This window comes from Flavobacterium sp. N502540, from assembly GCF_025947365.1.
Lineage (GTDB): Bacteria > Bacteroidota > Bacteroidia > Flavobacteriales > Flavobacteriaceae > Flavobacterium.
Map to the genome: position 1 here is coordinate 3298534 of NZ_CP110012.1, position 16565 is coordinate 3315098.

The window sequence follows — 16565 nt, forward strand, 5'->3', positions numbered from 1 at the left end:
GTTTAGTTAAATCCGCGTTGACGCTTGGCTTCGAAAATTAAAATTGCGGCAGCCACCGAGACATTCATGCTGTCGATTTCGCCCTGCATGGGAATGATGATATTCTGAGTAGCAGCATCTCGCCAGTCCTGCGTTAAGCCGGTAGCCTCTGTACCCACAACCAATGCGGTGGGAGTGGTGAAATCCTGTGTATGATACGAAGTGGAATTTTGAAGTGTAGCACAGTAAAAATCAATCTTCTTTTCTTTTAAAAAGGCTATGATTTCAGCTGTCGTTCCTGTTGCAATCTGATTGGTAAACAAACAGCCAACACTGGAGCGTACAATATTCGGATTGTATAAATCGCTTTTTGGATTGGCAATTAATACGGCATCAAGATTTGCGGCATCGGCAGTACGCAAAAGGGCGCCGATGTTTCCCGGTTTTTCCGGTGCTTCGGCCACTATAATCAATGGATTATCAGATAATTTCAGATCTGATAAAAGCATCGATTTGGTTTTGGCTATGGCCAGAACGCCTTCAGTAGTATCGCGATAAGCTAGTTTCTGATAAACTTCTTTATTGATTTCAATGAGTTGAACCGGACTGTTTACCAATTTATGAATCTGATTTTCAGTAACCAATTCAGGTAAAAATAAAACGGTTTCTATTTCGTAGCCTCCTTTTATTGCGAGTGAAATTTCACGTAAGCCTTCAATCAAAAATGTTCCGGTTTGTTTGCGGGCTTTGGCCTTTTCCTGTAGTAAAACAAGTGATTTTATAAACGGATTTTGTACTGAAGTAATTTGTTTCATTTTTTTTAAAGGGACTAAGGTTCTGAGGGGCTAAGGTACTGAGATTTTTTTAAAAAAGTTGGAAAGTTGGAAAGTTGGAAAGTTGCAGAGGTACAAAGGTTCAAAGGTTCAAAGGTTCAAAGTTGCAGAGGTTCAGAGGGGGAAATAAAGAAAAAATGCCACCAATTTCAGGAATTTCATCAGGAGTAAGTAAAATACTTATTCGTGTAAATTCGTGAAATTCGTGGCAAAAAAATCTTCTTATTTCTGAAGTACTTCTGAAATTTCGTTTGCTACCGGATGTGGAGCGGTGAAGGTGTATCCCATGATTTTTGCAATGGTTTGCGCTATTTGTTTTTGATACAGTTGAGAATCTGTTTTGATTTCTCCTTTTGGTGCGATTTCAGGTCCCATAGCAGCGAACCAAATTTGTGAGGCACCTTCAACATCGGCACCATGGTCTGTCCATTGTGCTTTTGTTTTATCTCCGCGACCGTGATCTACGGTGATTACCAGTGTAGTTTTATTTTTGTATTGAGGATCGTTTTGTACAAAATTCCAGATTTCTCTAATCCATTTGTCGACCTGGTTTGCAGCATCAAGATACGATCTGTAATGACCGGCATGTGCCCATTCGTCGGTTTCTCCGTAGGCGATGTAAAGTACTTTTGGCTTTTTGGTTTTAAGTTCGTTTAAAGCCTGATAGTGTGTAAAAACATCTAAACACTCATCCTGATGAAAAGGTTTAAACGAATTGTTGCGCATTTCATTCAATAACTTTTGAGTTTCTGTAGGTTTGTCTCCTCCCACATTATCGAAGGCAGAAATTACCGGAAAACCGCTTCTTTTCTCGTTTAAAATTCGATCAAAAGCATCCCAGGCTCCAAAAGCGGCAACTTTCCCTTTTAGTTTAGATTGCTGGTTTAAAAACTCCAGGACATTTACATTTGGATTGTTTTTGTAATGATTGGAGTTGATGGCAACATCAACATTTCCGGTCATAATTTCACTATATCCCGGATAACTGAACCAGTAAGGGTTTGAAACATCAACTTTACTTCCTACCTCGCGATTGCCATAAATTTGCCCTTTCGAAGCAATTTCTGACCATAAAAAAGGCATGATTTTTTTTCGGCTTTCTTTGGAGTCAGCATTTGCATAATTCTTGTAAATATAGGTACTGTCTCCCTGATTGAATTTTTTATCATTGGCAATTGCAGAGTCCATTCCTTTAAACACTTCCTGCCATCTAAAGCCGTCTGTGGTGATGATAATAATGTTCTCCGTTTTTTGGGCATGAGACATAAAGTTTGCAAGAACGAATACAAGTACAAGTAGTTTTTTCATTTTCTTAGAAATTACAAAGGTTCAAAAGAACAAAGGTTCAACGATTTTTTGACTAATCTTAATTTTTATAAAGAACTTGATGTTTTAATAATATTTGCAAAAAAACAATTGCAGTCATTTTACTTCTCACAAATCATTTTTCACAAAAAAAGCATTTCTCACTTCTACAAAATCCCTCTGGCTTTAATTTCCAGATATTTATTGATAGCGTCCAAAGTCAGATTTTCGGGCTGTGTTAAAACAGAGTGTATGCCGTATTTTTTGAGTTCGTTAGCAATTAAACGCTTTTCGAACATGAATTTTTCAGCGATCACTTTGTCGTAGATTTCCTGAATAGTGTCTGTTTTTTTGTTGATGATTGCATTTAGTTCGGTATTACTGAAAAAAACAACCACCAATAAATGGTTTTTTGCAATTCCTTTTAAATAAGGTAATTGTCGGTTTAAACCATCCATCGTTTCAAAGTTAGTGTACAAAATGATTAAACTTCTTTGATTGATGTTTTTTTTGATGTCCACATACAAACGGCTGTAGTCACTTTCGAAAAAATCGGTTTTAATATTGTATAAGGTTTCCAGAATTTTTTGCATTTGAGAAGCCCTTTTTTCGGCAAAAACACGGTTTTCTACTTTTTTAGAAAATGAAAAAATTCCTGCTTTGTCCTGCTTTTTCAGAATCACATTCGATAAAACTAAGGCCGAATTTATGGCATAATCCAGTAAACTTAAGCCGTCAAAAGGCATTTGCATGGAGCGGCCTTTATCAATTGCCATGTAAACAGACTGCGATTTTTCGTCCTGAAACTGATTGACCATTAAAGCATTTTTCTTGGCTGTGGCTTTCCAGTTTAAAGTTCGAAGGTCGTCACCCTGAACATACTCTTTAATTTGCTCGAATTCCATCGTATGGCCAATTCTACGGATTTTTTTGATTCCGTATTGGTACAGATTATTCGAAAAAGCCAGTAGATCGTATTTTCGCAGCTGAATATAAGACGGATAGGTGGGAACCATTTTGTCTTTATCGAACGAAAATCTTCTGGAAATTAATCTTAGCGGTGACGAAACATAAACGTTCAGATAACCAAAATAATATTCTCCTCGTTCTGTTGGTCGTAATTCGTAGCCAATTTCTTTTTGTTCAGAAGCTTTAATCGTTTTTGCAATTTTGAAATCACGTACCTGAAACTGAAACGGAATTTCGTCAATTATTTTAACTAAAATTTTAAAGGTATAATGGTTTTTAACGGTGATGGTTACGGGATTCAAATCTCCGTTTGAAAGTTTTTCCGGTGTGGTTCTTTCTGCTTCAATGCCTGTTTTACTGAGATAGAGCAGGAGTACGTCAAGCCCTAAGAAAGTAAATAAAATTAAAACCACAAACCAAACTGCATTATACAAATTTGGGAAAATAAAAGCACAGACAAACAATCCAATCATGCTCAGAAGCACATAGAAGAAGAAGTTATTAAGATAAAGGCTTTTGATGAATTTCAATTTTAATAAAATTAGGGTTAAAGTTTTTTTACTATATTTTAGTAAAGTTTTTATAATCAAAACCGTCTAAGGCGGCTATTTTCCAGATTCCATTTTCTTTAACTGCTGTTACTTTATACTTAGGACTATCTTTCCATTCTGTCCATGTCCAGTAAAATGTCGCTTTGTTATTTTGGATTTTTAAGTCGTTTACTTTTAATGTTTTCCAATAAGATTCCGGATTATCCTGACAATTACACCATGGGTTGCTATCGTTGCCGTATGGAGGTAATTCTCCAACCCAATATTCGATTTTACTGCTTTTAAGATCCTCCCCAATTTTCAGCGCAATTTTGTTATAATTGTCGATAAATTGCTGTGCAAAAAAATTAGAGTTTTTAAGTTCGCTTATTATTTTATGATGTGTTTTTGTATTTAACGCCACATATTTATCTCCCTTTTTATTTTCTATAACATCAAAGTCGCCTTGTGTTTTTTTGGTTTCGATCCATTCATAAGCTTTTTTTATTAACGATTCAATTTGTTGTTTGTCCGTTAAAAAATAAATTGATGTATTGGCAGTATCCGCTTGTTTAATATTCAAAGGTTTAAAACTTACCAATGTGATACCCAGAAGAAACAAAAAGAAAATTTTAGAATATTTCATTTAAAAAAGGTTTGTTATTAAGCATAGTACCGAAAACTGCAACTGAGACTGAAAACTGAGACCAATAACTACCTCGGAATTTCAACAGTCTCAATAATTTGTCTGATGATTTCTGAACTTGTGATGCCTTCCATTTCGCGCTCAGGGGCTACAATTACACGATGCTGTAAAACCGGAATGGCAGCTTCTTTTATATCTTCAGGAGTAACAAAATCACGTCCTCGGATGGCAGCAAAACCTTTGGCGGCATTCAAAATAGCGATTGAAGCACGAGGAGAGGCTCCAAGGTATAAGAACGCATTTTCACGGGTATTGACAACAATTCGTGCAATGTATTCTAACAGATTTTGCTCGACTCTGATTTGTTTTACCAAAGCCTGGTACTCTTTTATTTCGGCAGCAGAAAGTATTGTTTTAACAGCCTCTAATTTTCCGTGATTTTGTAGTAAATGCTCTCTTTGGATAATTAAAATTTCTTCGTCGAGTTTCGGATAATCGATGGTGATTTTGAACAAAAAACGATCCAATTGTGCCTCCGGCAAACGGTAAGTTCCTTCCTGTTCAATCGGGTTTTGAGTGGCAATTACCAGAAATGGAGTTTCTAACTGATAGGCCGATCCGTCAATGGTAATCTGACGTTCTTCCATTACTTCAAAAAGTGCTGCCTGTGTTTTGGCAGGGGCACGATTTATTTCGTCGATTAAGATTAAATTGGAGAAAATTGGACCTTGTTTGAATTCAAATTCAGAGGTTTTTAAATTAAAAATCGAAGTTCCTAAGATATCCGATGGCATTAAATCCGGTGTGAATTGTATACGGCTGAAGCCGATGTTCAGGGTTTTGGATAATAATTTGGCCGTAATCGTTTTGGCAACTCCCGGCACTCCTTCCAGTAAAACGTGTCCGTTTGATAAAATAGCCACCAAAAGCTGATCGACCATTTTGTGCTGTCCGACAATTACGGTTTCAAGTTCTTTTTTGATCGCGCTAACGTGATCTAAAAGAGGAGTTAAATTTATTCTGGTTTCAAAATTCACATTTTCATTTGTGATTTCAGATGTTGTATTGATATCGTCCATGATGGTCTCTTTTTCTTTTGTTGAATTCGGTTGTTTTTTTTAATGTAAAATCTTTTCGATGGCATTGTTTATTCGGATCAGATCTTCTTCAAGACTGCCGTGATAACTCTTTCGATGTTCGTTAATCAAAAATACGAGTTCCTGAATATCCGTTACATTTTTACCCGTTTTATGATGCAATTTTTGAATAAAATGATCGTCCAGTTTTGTGGTATCGATTAAATATTCATTTCTCATTTTCTCTAAAAAGTAAATGATTTTTTTATCAATAATATTAGTGTGATCGCCTTCCTGATAATATAAATTTCCGATAGTCTTTGTAAAATCAACGGTTAAATTGGGCAAAGGCTTTAATATGGGAACAATTCGCTGTTTACGCTTGGCATTAAAAATAATAAAAATCAGCATTCCAAACAGAAAGAAATACCAGGCCCATTTTAAACCGGGCTGACTTAAAATGTATCGCAGAGGCGATTCGGAAATGCGTTCGTTGTTTTGCCCTTTCGTATACCAAAAAATATCTCCCTCAGGCAAACAGGATAAGACGTTCTCTGTGTACTGATAATGGTTTGCTTTCAGTAAGTTGTAGTTTGTAAAAGCGACAGGCTGTGTGTGCAGGAAAAAATACCCCTGATAATATGGTATTTTTATAAAATTGACGTGCTTTTTTGCTTTTTTGATCGAAGAAAGCTGATAGCCCAAAACGGTGACTTTTGCGGTATCAATTTTAGAAAAATAATCTTCCAGTGTCTGTACAAACTTATATTTTTTGTCCTTCAGTTGGGAGTTAGCCAGCCATACGGTGGTGTTACCTGAATTGAGATAATCAGCATTTACTTCAACTTTTAAACTGTCTAATAGGTATTTAGGGAATTCTTTCATGCTCAAAAAAGCATTGTTTCCACGCGATACAAAGTAAAGAAGTTCATTTACAGATTCTTCATCAATGGTATTGGATTCGGAGATGTTTAAAAAAGTTCCTTTTATTTTGTAATTTTCTAGCAGACTGTCATTGTCATATTTTGAGTTCAAATACTCATAAGGAGTTAGGTCTGAAATTCGTTCTACAGTATGATTCTTAAAAAAATCATTGATTTCGTTGTTAAAAACATAGAGCCCGAAAGGAATTTTGTCATTAACAGAATAGGTCGGTGTCCAATCAATAGGTTTTGGCTGTTCCCGATCTGCTATCAGAATTAAAGCCAGAATAAGAACCAGTACAGCAATGTAAATTTTAAGTGTTTTATTCATTGCTAAAGGTTTTTAAGGCATTCTTAAATCGGTTTTCGGCTTTTCTGAAAGTGATTTCATCAATCTCAAACTCCCCGTACCAGATGTAGTTGTACAGATAAGACAAATAAGTAAACTCTTCTTTGTGGGCAGGCTTTTGAAGTTCGTATAAATAATCAGAATTGGTTTTTTCGATGTCCCATTCGATGTAATTATTTTGTGCCATTACTTTCAGAAGCCACAGATAGTAGTATCTAACGGCAGCTCTTTTTTCTCCTGATTGTATACTTTCTTTAATCAGCTTATCAAAATCTAAAAGATGAATGTTCTTTTCGATTTCTGAATAGATGATATTTTTTTTCTTAGCGTTTTTTCCAAAAATCCACTGTCCCTCTTTATTAATGATCGCTTTTACGATCAAATAAATAACAAAAATGATGATGAGAACGGCAAGTACTTTTATTAAAACCGAAACAAAATTAATAGAGCTTTGCGGAGTTTCAAAGTCGAACCAATCACTAAAAACACTGGCCAGCCATTCCTTAAAACGCTGCCATAAACCTTTTTCAGGAGTTTTAAATTCATAAACAAAGCTGGAACCGGTATACTTTTTTTTGAAATTTTTAGAGAAAGTTTTAATTTCTATAGTGCCGGAATCTACCCGAATATCTTTTTCAGTGTATTTTACGGATGTTATTTTGGGAGGTTCGGCTGTAGCCAAAGTATCCTGTGCCTGAACAATGCCGGAGAAAATAAAAAATGATAAAAGGAATAGGAAGATTTTATTCATTATCGGTTCCGATTAAATCAATGTCGCGATTTGAAATTTTTTCTTTTGCTCCCAAACTGTAATACATAATTCCCTGATTGACCATAATCATGTTGTTGAAAATATTACTCAGAGTAAATATGAGGATGAAAATCAGAGTCAGAAATACCAGCAAGAGCGGGGAATCACTCATCGCTTCTGTATTATAATTAGAACTTCCCATAGCGGTCAGGAAGACCATAAATATTCCGACGAAATAGAAAAACATGGTAATCGATCCCTGAATCATCTGAATCATGATGATGACTAAAAAAGTAGCACCAATTGAAGTCCAGAAATCTTCTTTTAGTAAAAGATAAGCATGGTTTAAGGATTGAAAGAAACTTTTATCTTCTGTCAGATACGCATAAAAACTAAAGTTTACCCAGGTAAATAAAGCGGGGATGGCAATTAGCAGAAGGGGAATCCCAACAATTAGAAAGCATAAAAAGAAGAGTATGATGATAACAATTAACAGCACCGGAACAACAAGAAAGGTAAGTCCAATACAAAATTTGATGATTTTCCAGATGTTTTGTCTGAAGATCGTGGTGATATCTTCTGTTTTAAAATCAGTTGTGTTCTTTTTCGCCACCAGTTTTAAGTACAAAATAGGGTAAGTCGAGTTGAAAAGCGATAAAGCAATCACAGCAATAAAAAAGAGGGCAACAAAGCCAATTAAGAGTCCAAAATTATCGTTAAAATAACCGGCAAGATTGTCAGAGCCGGGTTGGTTTAAGCTATCATTAAATACAGCCTGAAAATTACTTTTTAAAAAGAAAAATACCAAAGCCCCTACGATTAGGAGAAAGGCCCCGTTGATGATGAAAAAGATCTTAAAAAAGTGTTTTCCGAAAGTTTTAAAAAAGGAAAAAGTATCGATGATATAATCGCCCAGCTGTCGTTTTTTGTAAAGTTCAAACATTAGGATAAAGTTGTTTTTTTGTGAACAATAAAAGGGTAAATCAAATAATAAAATGAAATTATAGCTAAAGTAAGTAAAATGATAAAACTACTTAGCCAATTGGGCATGTCAATGGAATATCGTGTGATAAAACCTTCCAGAAAACCCGCACTGATGGTAAACGGAAAAGTACTAAGGAATATCTTGAAGCTATTTTTGAAGCCTATTTTAAAAGAATTCATTCTCGAGAAAGTTTTAGGAAACAGGATCGAAGCTCCCAAAATAAAGCCCGCAGTAGTTTCGATTACGATGGCGAAGATTTCCATGGAACCGTGAATCCAGATACCACGTACACTTTTCCAGAAAACGCCCTGTTCGTAAAAAAAGTACTGAAAAGAACCCAGCATGATACAGTTTTGAAGGAAAATGTAAAAAGTACCCAGACCTCCGAAAATCCCGTAAATGTAACATCTCGCACCGACATAAAGGTTGTTCATGGTGATGCCGATAAAACTTCCCCAGTTACTTCCGGAGCCGTATACAGCCATTGGATTTCCTTTTTTGATGTTTTCTAAGGTCATGTTCACATAAGAATCACCCAGAATAAGGCGAACAAAATCCTGATCGTATCGGGCAGAGACAACTCCAATTCCCACTGTCAGAAAAAATAACGCAAACGCATACAGTAAATAGCGTTTGTACTGGTACATAAGCAAGGGAACTTCGGTAACAAAGAATTCCAGAAACTTATTTTTTTCTGTTCGTTTTGTTTTATAAATTTTCTGATAAATTTGTGAAGCGAGATGATTGAGGTAAATAACGGTTTTGCTCTTCGGATAATACGTTTGGGCATACGACAGGTCATTCATCATTTGAATGTACAAATTAGCTAACTCGTCAGGATTTTTTTTAGCTTTACCAAAAATAGCTAGCTCAAATTCCAGCCATTTTTCTTTATTTTGTTTTATGAAGGCAACTTCTCTCATTGCAGGCTAAAATATAAAATATGTCAGAATTATCTATAAATACGACGCAAAATGTCAAAATAAATTTTATCGCCGCAACGATAGGGGAAAGAATAGGTTCTTATTTCATCGATTTGGCTATTAAACTGGCTTATGTGACCGTAATTTCCCTGGTGTTTTTTTACGGATTAAATTTCGATAAAGTGCTGAATACCTTAGATAACTGGTCGAGAATGTCTATACTTTTATTAATGTATTTTCCATTTATCATTTATACCATAACCTTAGAAAGCATTTTTGAAGGACAGACGATTGGCAAGAAATTAGTAAAAATAAAAGTGGTAAAAATTGACGGTTATCAGGCGGGATTCGGCGATTACTTAATGCGATGGTTTTTTAGACTGGTTGATATTTCTATTCTGGGAGGAATCGTGGGGCTGATATCCATAATTTCGAGTCAAAAAGGACAGCGACTGGGTGATATGGTTGCCGGAACAGCTGTGATTACGTTAAAAAATAAAATCAACATCAGCCATACTATTCTGGAGGAAATTGGAGATGCTTATGTTCCTACTTATCCTTTGGTGATTAAATTGTCAGACAATGATATGCGAATTATCAAAGAGACTTTTCAAAGTGCACTTGCCAAAAACGATCACGAAATCATTTATAAACTGGTTGCCAAAATAGAGAGTGTCACCGGAATTAAAAATCAGTCAGGCAATAATAGTGACTTTCTGAGAGTCATTCTCAAAGATTATAATTTTTATACGCAGAATATGTAGCGTTTAAAGGGGTAAAAAAAATGATGATAAATGTCATTTTATAAAGGTCATAATTTTTGTAGTTTTACTAATACTAAAATCAACTTGTGTAGTACTGATTTTTAGATTGCATTAGACAGGTAGTTCTTGATTTTAGAAAGGCGTTACCGAAAAGCTTTAAGAGTAGGATCATTTAAATTATAGAAATTATGAAAATTACAAAGGTTTTTGCAATTTTAATGTTGCTGATTTCCGTTACCAATTTTGCTCAGACCAGTAGCAAAAAACTGGATAAAATTATAAAAAGAGATTATCAGATTATTGAATGTACCATTGCAAAAATGTCAGATAAAACAGTTGAATATTCTTTACCTGGAGAAACACTGCAAATTTCACTTGACGTATCTCAGATTGCCAGAATTGATTTTGCGAGCGGGCGTTCTCAAACTTTTGATGTATCTGCAAATACCGTAGCATCAAACAATACGAGTTCAGGTAATTCAGGACAGGTGATTGCTGCCGCAGAAATGAAACCCAATACCATTGCTGTGCTGCCGGTACCTTATGTAAACTCAGGTACTTTAGAAAGTTCAGAAGAAATGGCAAAATTTGCTCAGAATGATTTGTACAACAAATTACTGGATAAATCGTCGAATATTTTTCCGTTAACGGTTCAGGATTTAAGAGTAACCAACAGTTTATTGCACAAAGCAGGGATAGATTATAAAAATATAGATGAAACCCCAATCGAAGATCTTCAGCAAATTTTAGGAGTGGATAATGTCATCGCAACAAAAGTGTCATATAGCATAACTGAAGGGTCAGTAGCTTCAACTTATAACAGCGGAAACGCTAAAGTGAGTGACAACAATAAAAAGCTGAAAACAAACGATATTTCAACTACAACCTCAAGTACACAAACCTACTACAATTACATGGTTTATTTTGACATGTATAAAAACGGAACGAAAATCTATTCGCAAACTCGTAAGCCATTCTTAAACATAAAAGACAGTTGGATGGATTCTGTTTCTTATCTTTTGAAAAGAAGTCCGATTTATGTAAAAAAATAAATAATCAGAGAGAAGAGGCACTAAAGAATATAAAAAAAAGCTCTAACCTTTGTACCTTTGCGGCTCTGCACCTTTTGCAGCTAAAAAGTATAAAATGTTTCATTTATTAGATATTATTGGTACAATGGCTTTTGCCATGTCGGGTGCTTTGACAGCGATGCATAAAAAGCTGGATCCGTTTGGTGTTTTTATCATTGCTTTTGTTACAGCCGTAGGTGGAGGAACGCTTCGTGATGTGCTGATTGGCAGAACACCTGTAGGATGGATGCTGGATTTGCAATATGTATATGTAATCATCCTGGGGTTTGGATTTGCTATCCTTTTCAGAAAAAAGTTCGACAGACTGCGTACTTCGCTATTCTTGTTTGATACCATCGGATTAGGTGTTTTTACCTTAATTGGACTCGAAAAAGGAATTATGATTGGTTTGCATCCGGTTATTTGTATTGCCTTAGGAACCATGACAGCTTGTTTTGGTGGTGTGATTCGGGACATTTTGTGTAACGAAATTCCAACCATTTTTAGAAGAGAGATTTATGCAACCATCTGTATTTTTGGAGGAATCGTATTTTTTATCCTGAAAAAACTGAATTTAGAAGACGATGTTTTGTATTTAGTAACTTCTGTCGTAATGATTGTTACCCGTTTATTAGCAGTAAAATACAAATGGTATTTACCAGCATTTGAACACAAGTAAGATTTTTAAACGATAGCAGTGTGCTGAAAATTTAAGAGCCGCGAATTCACAAACAGAATTTAAATTTTTGTTAGACAATAAAAATTAAATTTGTGAATTCGCGGCAAACTTTTTTATAAGTTTGTTTCAACAGAATTCAAAAAGAGAACCATAAAATTACTACAGAAAGCGGAATGAAATATACCGTAAGGAATTATCATAAAAACGATTACGAAATATGGAATGCATTTGTGGCGCAGGCTAAAAATGCAACATTCCTTTTCCATCGTGATTTTATGGAATATCATCAGGATCGATTTGAAGATTTCTCACTTTTGGTTTTCAAGGATGATAAGTTAAAAGCAATTTTACCGGCGAACAAAGTTGGAAATTCAGTTTACTCACATCAGGGATTGACTTACGGAGGCTTGGTTTATAGTGAAAAAACAAAACAAGTTGACGTTATTGAAATTTTTCAGGTGGTTTTGTTCTTCCTGAACGAAAATGAGATTCTGAAGCTGCATTATAAAACTCTTCCGTCTATTTATCATATAAAACCTGCAGAAGAAATTTTGTATGCTTTATTTCTGGTTGATGCGAAACCAGTACGTCGTGATTCACTTTCGGTAATCGATTTATCGCAGCAAAATGTCGTATCAAAAATTAGAAAGAGAGGTTTTAAAAAAGGAGTTTGTAATAAGTTGATAATTAAAGAAGAGATTGATTTTGAACCATTTTGGAATGAAGTTTTAATTCCCAATTTGAATAAAAGACATCAAGTGAATCCTATACACACAGCAGAAGAAATATGTTATCTGCAAAAACATTTTCCTCAAAATATTCATCAGTTTAGTGTTTATTTAGAAGATAAAATTGTTGCAGGAACTACAATTTTTGAAACTGAAACTACGGTGCATTGTCAGTATATTTCGAAGAATGAAAAAGGAGATTTGGGAAGCTTAGATTATTTGTATCATTATCTGATTCAGGAGAGATTTGCTCATAAGAGATTCTTTGATTTTGGAATTTCAAACGAAAATCAGGGGAAGTACCTGAATGAAGGTCTATCGTATTGGAAAGAAAGTTTTGGAGCTGGTACCATAGTTCATGATTTCTACGAAGTAGAAACTGCAAATTATAAGAAGTTAAATGGTGTTTTTGTTTAAATAGAAAAAAGAATATGATATCATTTCTGGACCTGAAGAAAATAAACAAACCTTATGAGACCGCTTTTCAGGAAAAACTGAAAACAGTTTTAGAGAGTGGTTGGTACATTTTAGGGAAAGAAGTGGAAACATTTGAAACAGCCTTTGCAAAATATTGCAAAACAGATTACTGTATCGGAACAGGAAACGGTTTGGATGGATTAACTTTGATTTTTAAGGGATATATAGCTTTAGGGAAACTGCAAAAAGGTGATGAAGTAATAGTTCCTGCCAATACTTATATCGCTAGTATTCTGGCCGTTTTACAGGCAGATTTGATTCCGGTTTTAGTAGAGCCAAGATTAGAAACTTACAATATCAATCCCGATTTAATCGAGGAAAAAATCAGTCCGAAAACCAAAGCCATTTTAGCCGTTCATCTTTATGGACAACTAGCTGAAATGGACAAAATAAATGAAATTGCAGACCGTAATAATTTATTAATAGTTGAAGATGCAGCCCAATCGCATGGTGCTTTTAACAATCAACAATCAACAATTAATAATTTATCCTCCGTATCAGCTTACAGTTTTTATCCCGGAAAGAACCTAGGTGCTTTAGGCGATGGAGGTGCCATTACGACAAATGACGCAGAGTTGGCAAAAGTACTTTTTTCGCTTCGCAATTATGGATCTGAGGTAAAATATCACAATGATTATATTGGGGTAAACTCAAGATTAGATGAACTTCAGTCCGCTTTTTTAAGTCTGAAATTGCCTCATTTAGATGCCGATAATGATAGACGACGCAAAATTGCTAAACGGTATTTGAGTGAAATAAAAAATGAAAAAATAGTACTTCCGTTTTGGGATTTTTCAAATAACCATGTTTTTCATTTGTTTGTGATACGAACTTCAGATCGTGAAGGGTTGCAGGCCTACTTATCCCAAAATAAGATACAGACCCTAATACATTATCCAATTCCGCCACACCAGCAAAAGGCACTTCTGGAATGGAATAATTTGTCATTACCTGTTACAGAAAAGATTCATCAGGAAGTTTTAAGCTTGCCTATTAGTCCTGTTTTGACGGAAACTGAGGTTGATTTTATTGTTGAGGTTTTAAATAGATATTAAATTGGGATTTGTAAAAAAAATAACACAAACTAACCTGTTTAAAATTACTTCTTTAAATAGTTTGAGCGTACTATTGAAAATAGGAATAGGATTTATTACTTCAAAATTAATGGCTATTTTTATCGGTCCGACGGGAATGGCTTTGGTAGGTAATCTTAGAAATTTTTCGTCATCATTAGAGAGCATATCTACTTTAGGGTTTACAAATGGAATTGTGAAATATGTAGCTGAAAATAAAGAAAATAAAATTCGTTTACGAGAAATAGTTTCGACAGTATTTATAAGTTTGTTGACAATTACTCTAGTTTTGAGTCTTGTTTTATATTTTTTTGCATCATTTTGGAACAATCAAATCTTTGGAAATAATTTCGATTATGATATAGTTTTTAAAGCCATAGCTTTAGTCTTGCCATGGTATGCTATTTCTATTTTTTTACTGTCGTTGATTAATGGACTAGGGAAATTTAAGTTAGTAATTTGGCTTAATATATTGGGAAATGCAATAGGTTTATTAGTTTCCATTTATATGATTTTAAATTTTAAAACGTTGGGAGCTTTGCTATCGATAGTTATTTCACCAGCGTTATTATTTTTTGCTACATTTTATTTTATCAATAAGGATTTTAATTTTTTTAAAATAATCAGGTTCCGTTATTTTGATGTTAATGTTTTAAAGAACTTATCGTCTTATTCTCTAATGGCTTTGGTCTCTTCAGTTTTAGGGCCATTGGTTTATTTAATAATACGAAAGAATGTAATTGAGACAGTTGGATTAGAACAAGCGGGATTTTGGGAGACAATTGTCAGAATTTCAAATTATTATATGATGTTTGTGACCACAATATTGTCTGTTTATTTCTTGCCAAAATTGGCTGTAGCCAAAAGTAATCAGGAGACAAAGAAAATTTTCTGGAGTTTTTATAGAAATATTTTGCCTCCTTTTGTAATTGCATTAATTGTAATTTATTACACCCGTTTTTTTATTGTTAAATTACTTTTCACAGATGAATTTCTACCGGTTACAACCTTGTTTTTTTGGCAACTAATTGGTGATGTTTTAAGAGCAGCTTCATGGATCTTGGGGTTTCAATTTTTTGCAAAAAAAATTACCAAAACGTTTATAATTTCAGAAATTACGTCTCTTCTTGTCTTATATTTTTTTAGTAGTTATTTAGTTGCTTTATTAGGAATTCAGGGGGTAGTTTTAGCTCAGGCATTAGATAATTTTATTTATTTGATAATTTTGGGGATTTATTTTAGGAAAAGTTTGTTTTAATTTTTTTTGATGAGTAATATAATCATGTAACAATATGAAAATTCTTTTATTAGGTGAATACAGTGCTCTTCATTCTACATTAGCACAAGGGCTAAGAGTATTAGGTCACGATGTTACAGTAACTTCAGATGGGTGCAAATGGATGGAAAATGACAGAGATATTAATTTGTTCCGTTCAGGATATGATTTTTATAACTCGATTAAATATTTAGGAAAAGTTCATCGTGTTTTTAGAAAATTTAAAGGTTATGATGTTGTACAAATTAAAAATCCTTCATTTTTAGATTTAAATATTAAAAGGAACCTTAATTTTTATAGGTATTTATTAAAAAATAATGAGAAAGTTTTTTTAGGTGCGTTTGGAACGGATTATTTTTGGGAGAAGTTATGTATCGAGAATAAAACACTTAGATATACGGATTTATTTGTTGGAGAAAAACCTCTTGATATATATAAATGCGAATGGCTGGGGGCACAATTTCAAGAAGCTAATATTGAAGTTGCAGAAACTTGTAATGGCATAATTTCTTGTTTGTACGAATACTATAAAGCATATGAACCCTATTATAAAAACAAATTAGACTATATTCCGTTGCCTATCAATACCGATTTGCTTTCTTATAAGGAAAAAAGAATTCAGAAGGATAAAATTAAGTTTTTTATTGGTATTCAAAAGCTCAAAACTAAGCTGAAAGGTACAGATTTGCTTCTTGAAGAAGTAATGAAAATCAAGAAAGCTTACCCTCAGGAAGTTTTAGTAAATAAAGTAACTTCTTTACCTTGGAATGAATATGTTAAAACTATGTCGGAATCGGATGTAATATTAGATCAAGTCTATTCATATACCCCCGCGATGAATGGCTTGATTGGCATGGCGCAAGGTTTGGTTTTAATAGGTGGGGGAGAACCTGAAATTTATGAATTGTTAAAGGAAAGTGATAATCATCCAATTGTTAATGTATTTCCTTCAAAGGAGGATATTCACATTAAGTTGGAAGAATTAATACAGAATAGAAAAAGCATTCCTGAAATCTCATATAATAGTAGAAAGTTTGTTGAGCAACATCATAATTATATAAAAGTGGCTCAGCAATATATTGATTTTTGGAATAGTAAATAGTATTTTATCGCTAGAAAGAAAATTTGAAATACTAAATTATTCTAAGATTTTATCCTTTTTATAGATAATAGTTTTTCAAGATCTTTTCCGTTATTCAGTTTTAATTTTGCTATCAAAAAACATTTAT

Annotated in this window: 16 protein-coding genes; 7 read left to right on the top strand and 9 right to left on the bottom strand. The window is 34.0% G+C overall.

Annotated elements, in window-relative coordinates:
• Positions 1-2: 2 nt before the first annotated feature.
• The 9 genes from OLM58_RS13920 to OLM58_RS13960 all read right to left on the bottom strand — a co-directional run bounded on the left by OLM58_RS13920 (position 3) and on the right by OLM58_RS13960 (position 9269).
• The gene (locus tag OLM58_RS13920; protein WP_017495394.1) at positions 3-794 is read right to left on the bottom strand and encodes a TrmH family RNA methyltransferase; all 792 of its coding nucleotides are present in this window, start codon (positions 792-794) and stop codon (positions 3-5) included.
• 240 nt (positions 795-1034) lie between these two features.
• The gene (locus tag OLM58_RS13925) at positions 1035-2120 is read right to left on the bottom strand and encodes a phosphoglyceromutase (protein ID WP_264529389.1); all 1086 of its coding nucleotides are present in this window, start codon (positions 2118-2120) and stop codon (positions 1035-1037) included.
• A gap of 164 nt (positions 2121-2284) precedes the next feature.
• On the bottom strand, positions 2285-3616 hold the full coding sequence (locus tag OLM58_RS13930; RefSeq protein ID WP_264529390.1) for a DUF58 domain-containing protein: 1332 nt from the start codon (positions 3614-3616) through the stop codon (positions 2285-2287).
• A gap of 31 nt (positions 3617-3647) precedes the next feature.
• A complete protein-coding gene (locus OLM58_RS13935) occupies positions 3648-4262 on the bottom strand; it encodes a hypothetical protein (protein WP_264529391.1) in 615 nt (204 codons plus the stop codon).
• A 68-nt stretch (positions 4263-4330) separates the two neighbouring features.
• Positions 4331-5341 carry an AAA family ATPase gene (locus OLM58_RS13940; protein ID WP_264529392.1) on the bottom strand — a complete coding sequence of 337 codons (1011 nt, stop codon included), beginning with the start codon at positions 5339-5341 and terminating at the stop codon, positions 4331-4333.
• A gap of 39 nt (positions 5342-5380) precedes the next feature.
• Positions 5381-6592: a DUF4350 domain-containing protein gene (locus OLM58_RS13945; RefSeq protein WP_264529393.1), complete on the bottom strand. Its 1212-nt coding sequence runs from the start codon at positions 6590-6592 to the stop codon at positions 5381-5383.
• Positions 6585-7361 carry a DUF4129 domain-containing protein gene (locus OLM58_RS13950; protein WP_264529394.1) on the bottom strand — a complete coding sequence of 259 codons (777 nt, stop codon included), beginning with the start codon at positions 7359-7361 and terminating at the stop codon, positions 6585-6587. Before OLM58_RS13950 ends, OLM58_RS13945 begins: the two co-directional genes overlap by 8 nt.
• On the bottom strand, positions 7354-8304 hold the full coding sequence (locus OLM58_RS13955) for a hypothetical protein (RefSeq protein WP_264529395.1): 951 nt from the start codon (positions 8302-8304) through the stop codon (positions 7354-7356). Before OLM58_RS13955 ends, OLM58_RS13950 begins: the two co-directional genes overlap by 8 nt.
• Complete coding sequence (locus tag OLM58_RS13960; RefSeq protein WP_264529396.1) at positions 8304-9269, bottom strand: stage II sporulation protein M; 966 nt, start codon at positions 9267-9269, stop codon at positions 8304-8306. The genes OLM58_RS13955 and OLM58_RS13960 overlap by 1 nt, the downstream gene beginning before the upstream one ends.
• A 20-nt stretch (positions 9270-9289) precedes the next feature.
• Here OLM58_RS13960 and OLM58_RS13965 point away from each other — a divergent pair, with 20 nt between their 5' ends.
• From OLM58_RS13965 to OLM58_RS13995, 7 genes are all read left to right on the top strand, one after another.
• Complete coding sequence (locus OLM58_RS13965) at positions 9290-10033, top strand: RDD family protein (protein WP_264529397.1); 744 nt, start codon at positions 9290-9292, stop codon at positions 10031-10033.
• A 188-nt stretch (positions 10034-10221) separates the two neighbouring features.
• The gene (locus OLM58_RS13970) at positions 10222-11085 is read left to right on the top strand and encodes a hypothetical protein (RefSeq protein ID WP_264529398.1); all 864 of its coding nucleotides are present in this window, start codon (positions 10222-10224) and stop codon (positions 11083-11085) included.
• A gap of 94 nt (positions 11086-11179) precedes the next feature.
• Positions 11180-11782 (top strand): trimeric intracellular cation channel family protein, encoded by a 603-nt coding sequence (locus OLM58_RS13975; RefSeq protein ID WP_017495383.1) that lies wholly within the window; start codon positions 11180-11182, stop codon positions 11780-11782.
• A gap of 173 nt (positions 11783-11955) precedes the next feature.
• Complete coding sequence (locus OLM58_RS13980; RefSeq protein WP_264529399.1) at positions 11956-12927, top strand: GNAT family N-acetyltransferase; 972 nt, start codon at positions 11956-11958, stop codon at positions 12925-12927.
• A 14-nt stretch (positions 12928-12941) separates the two neighbouring features.
• Positions 12942-14042, top strand: a complete 1101-nt coding sequence (locus OLM58_RS13985) for a DegT/DnrJ/EryC1/StrS family aminotransferase (RefSeq protein ID WP_264529400.1) — start codon at positions 12942-12944, stop codon at positions 14040-14042.
• Position 14043: 1 nt separating this feature from the next.
• On the top strand, positions 14044-15318 hold the full coding sequence (locus tag OLM58_RS13990; protein WP_264529401.1) for an O-antigen translocase: 1275 nt from the start codon (positions 14044-14046) through the stop codon (positions 15316-15318).
• Positions 15319-15352: 34 nt separating this feature from the next.
• On the top strand, positions 15353-16438 hold the full coding sequence (locus tag OLM58_RS13995; protein WP_264529402.1) for a glycosyltransferase: 1086 nt from the start codon (positions 15353-15355) through the stop codon (positions 16436-16438).
• The last annotated feature ends 127 nt before the right edge of the window (positions 16439-16565 follow it).

What these genes read in the sequence shown, in the direction of transcription:
- OLM58_RS13920 (WP_017495394.1), bottom strand. Translation starts at nt 794, where the DNA reads ATGAAACAAATTACTTCAGTACAAAATCCGTTTATAAAATCACTTGTT.
- OLM58_RS13925 (WP_264529389.1), bottom strand. Translation starts at nt 2,120, where the DNA reads ATGAAAAAACTACTTGTACTTGTATTCGTTCTTGCAAACTTTATGTCT.
- OLM58_RS13935 (WP_264529391.1), bottom strand. Translation starts at nt 4,262, where the DNA reads ATGAAATATTCTAAAATTTTCTTTTTGTTTCTTCTGGGTATCACATTG.
- OLM58_RS13940 (WP_264529392.1), bottom strand. Translation starts at nt 5,341, where the DNA reads ATGGACGATATCAATACAACATCTGAAATCACAAATGAAAATGTGAAT.
- OLM58_RS13945 (WP_264529393.1), bottom strand. Translation starts at nt 6,592, where the DNA reads ATGAATAAAACACTTAAAATTTACATTGCTGTACTGGTTCTTATTCTG.
- OLM58_RS13950 (WP_264529394.1), bottom strand. Translation starts at nt 7,361, where the DNA reads ATGAATAAAATCTTCCTATTCCTTTTATCATTTTTTATTTTCTCCGGC.
- OLM58_RS13955 (WP_264529395.1), bottom strand. Translation starts at nt 8,304, where the DNA reads ATGTTTGAACTTTACAAAAAACGACAGCTGGGCGATTATATCATCGAT.
- OLM58_RS13960 (WP_264529396.1), bottom strand. Translation starts at nt 9,269, where the DNA reads ATGAGAGAAGTTGCCTTCATAAAACAAAATAAAGAAAAATGGCTGGAA.
- OLM58_RS13965 (WP_264529397.1), top strand. Translation starts at nt 9,290, where the DNA reads ATGTCAGAATTATCTATAAATACGACGCAAAATGTCAAAATAAATTTT.
- OLM58_RS13970 (WP_264529398.1), top strand. Translation starts at nt 10,222, where the DNA reads ATGAAAATTACAAAGGTTTTTGCAATTTTAATGTTGCTGATTTCCGTT.
- OLM58_RS13975 (WP_017495383.1), top strand. Translation starts at nt 11,180, where the DNA reads ATGTTTCATTTATTAGATATTATTGGTACAATGGCTTTTGCCATGTCG.
- OLM58_RS13980 (WP_264529399.1), top strand. Translation starts at nt 11,956, where the DNA reads ATGAAATATACCGTAAGGAATTATCATAAAAACGATTACGAAATATGG.
- OLM58_RS13985 (WP_264529400.1), top strand. Translation starts at nt 12,942, where the DNA reads ATGATATCATTTCTGGACCTGAAGAAAATAAACAAACCTTATGAGACC.
- OLM58_RS13995 (WP_264529402.1), top strand. Translation starts at nt 15,353, where the DNA reads ATGAAAATTCTTTTATTAGGTGAATACAGTGCTCTTCATTCTACATTA.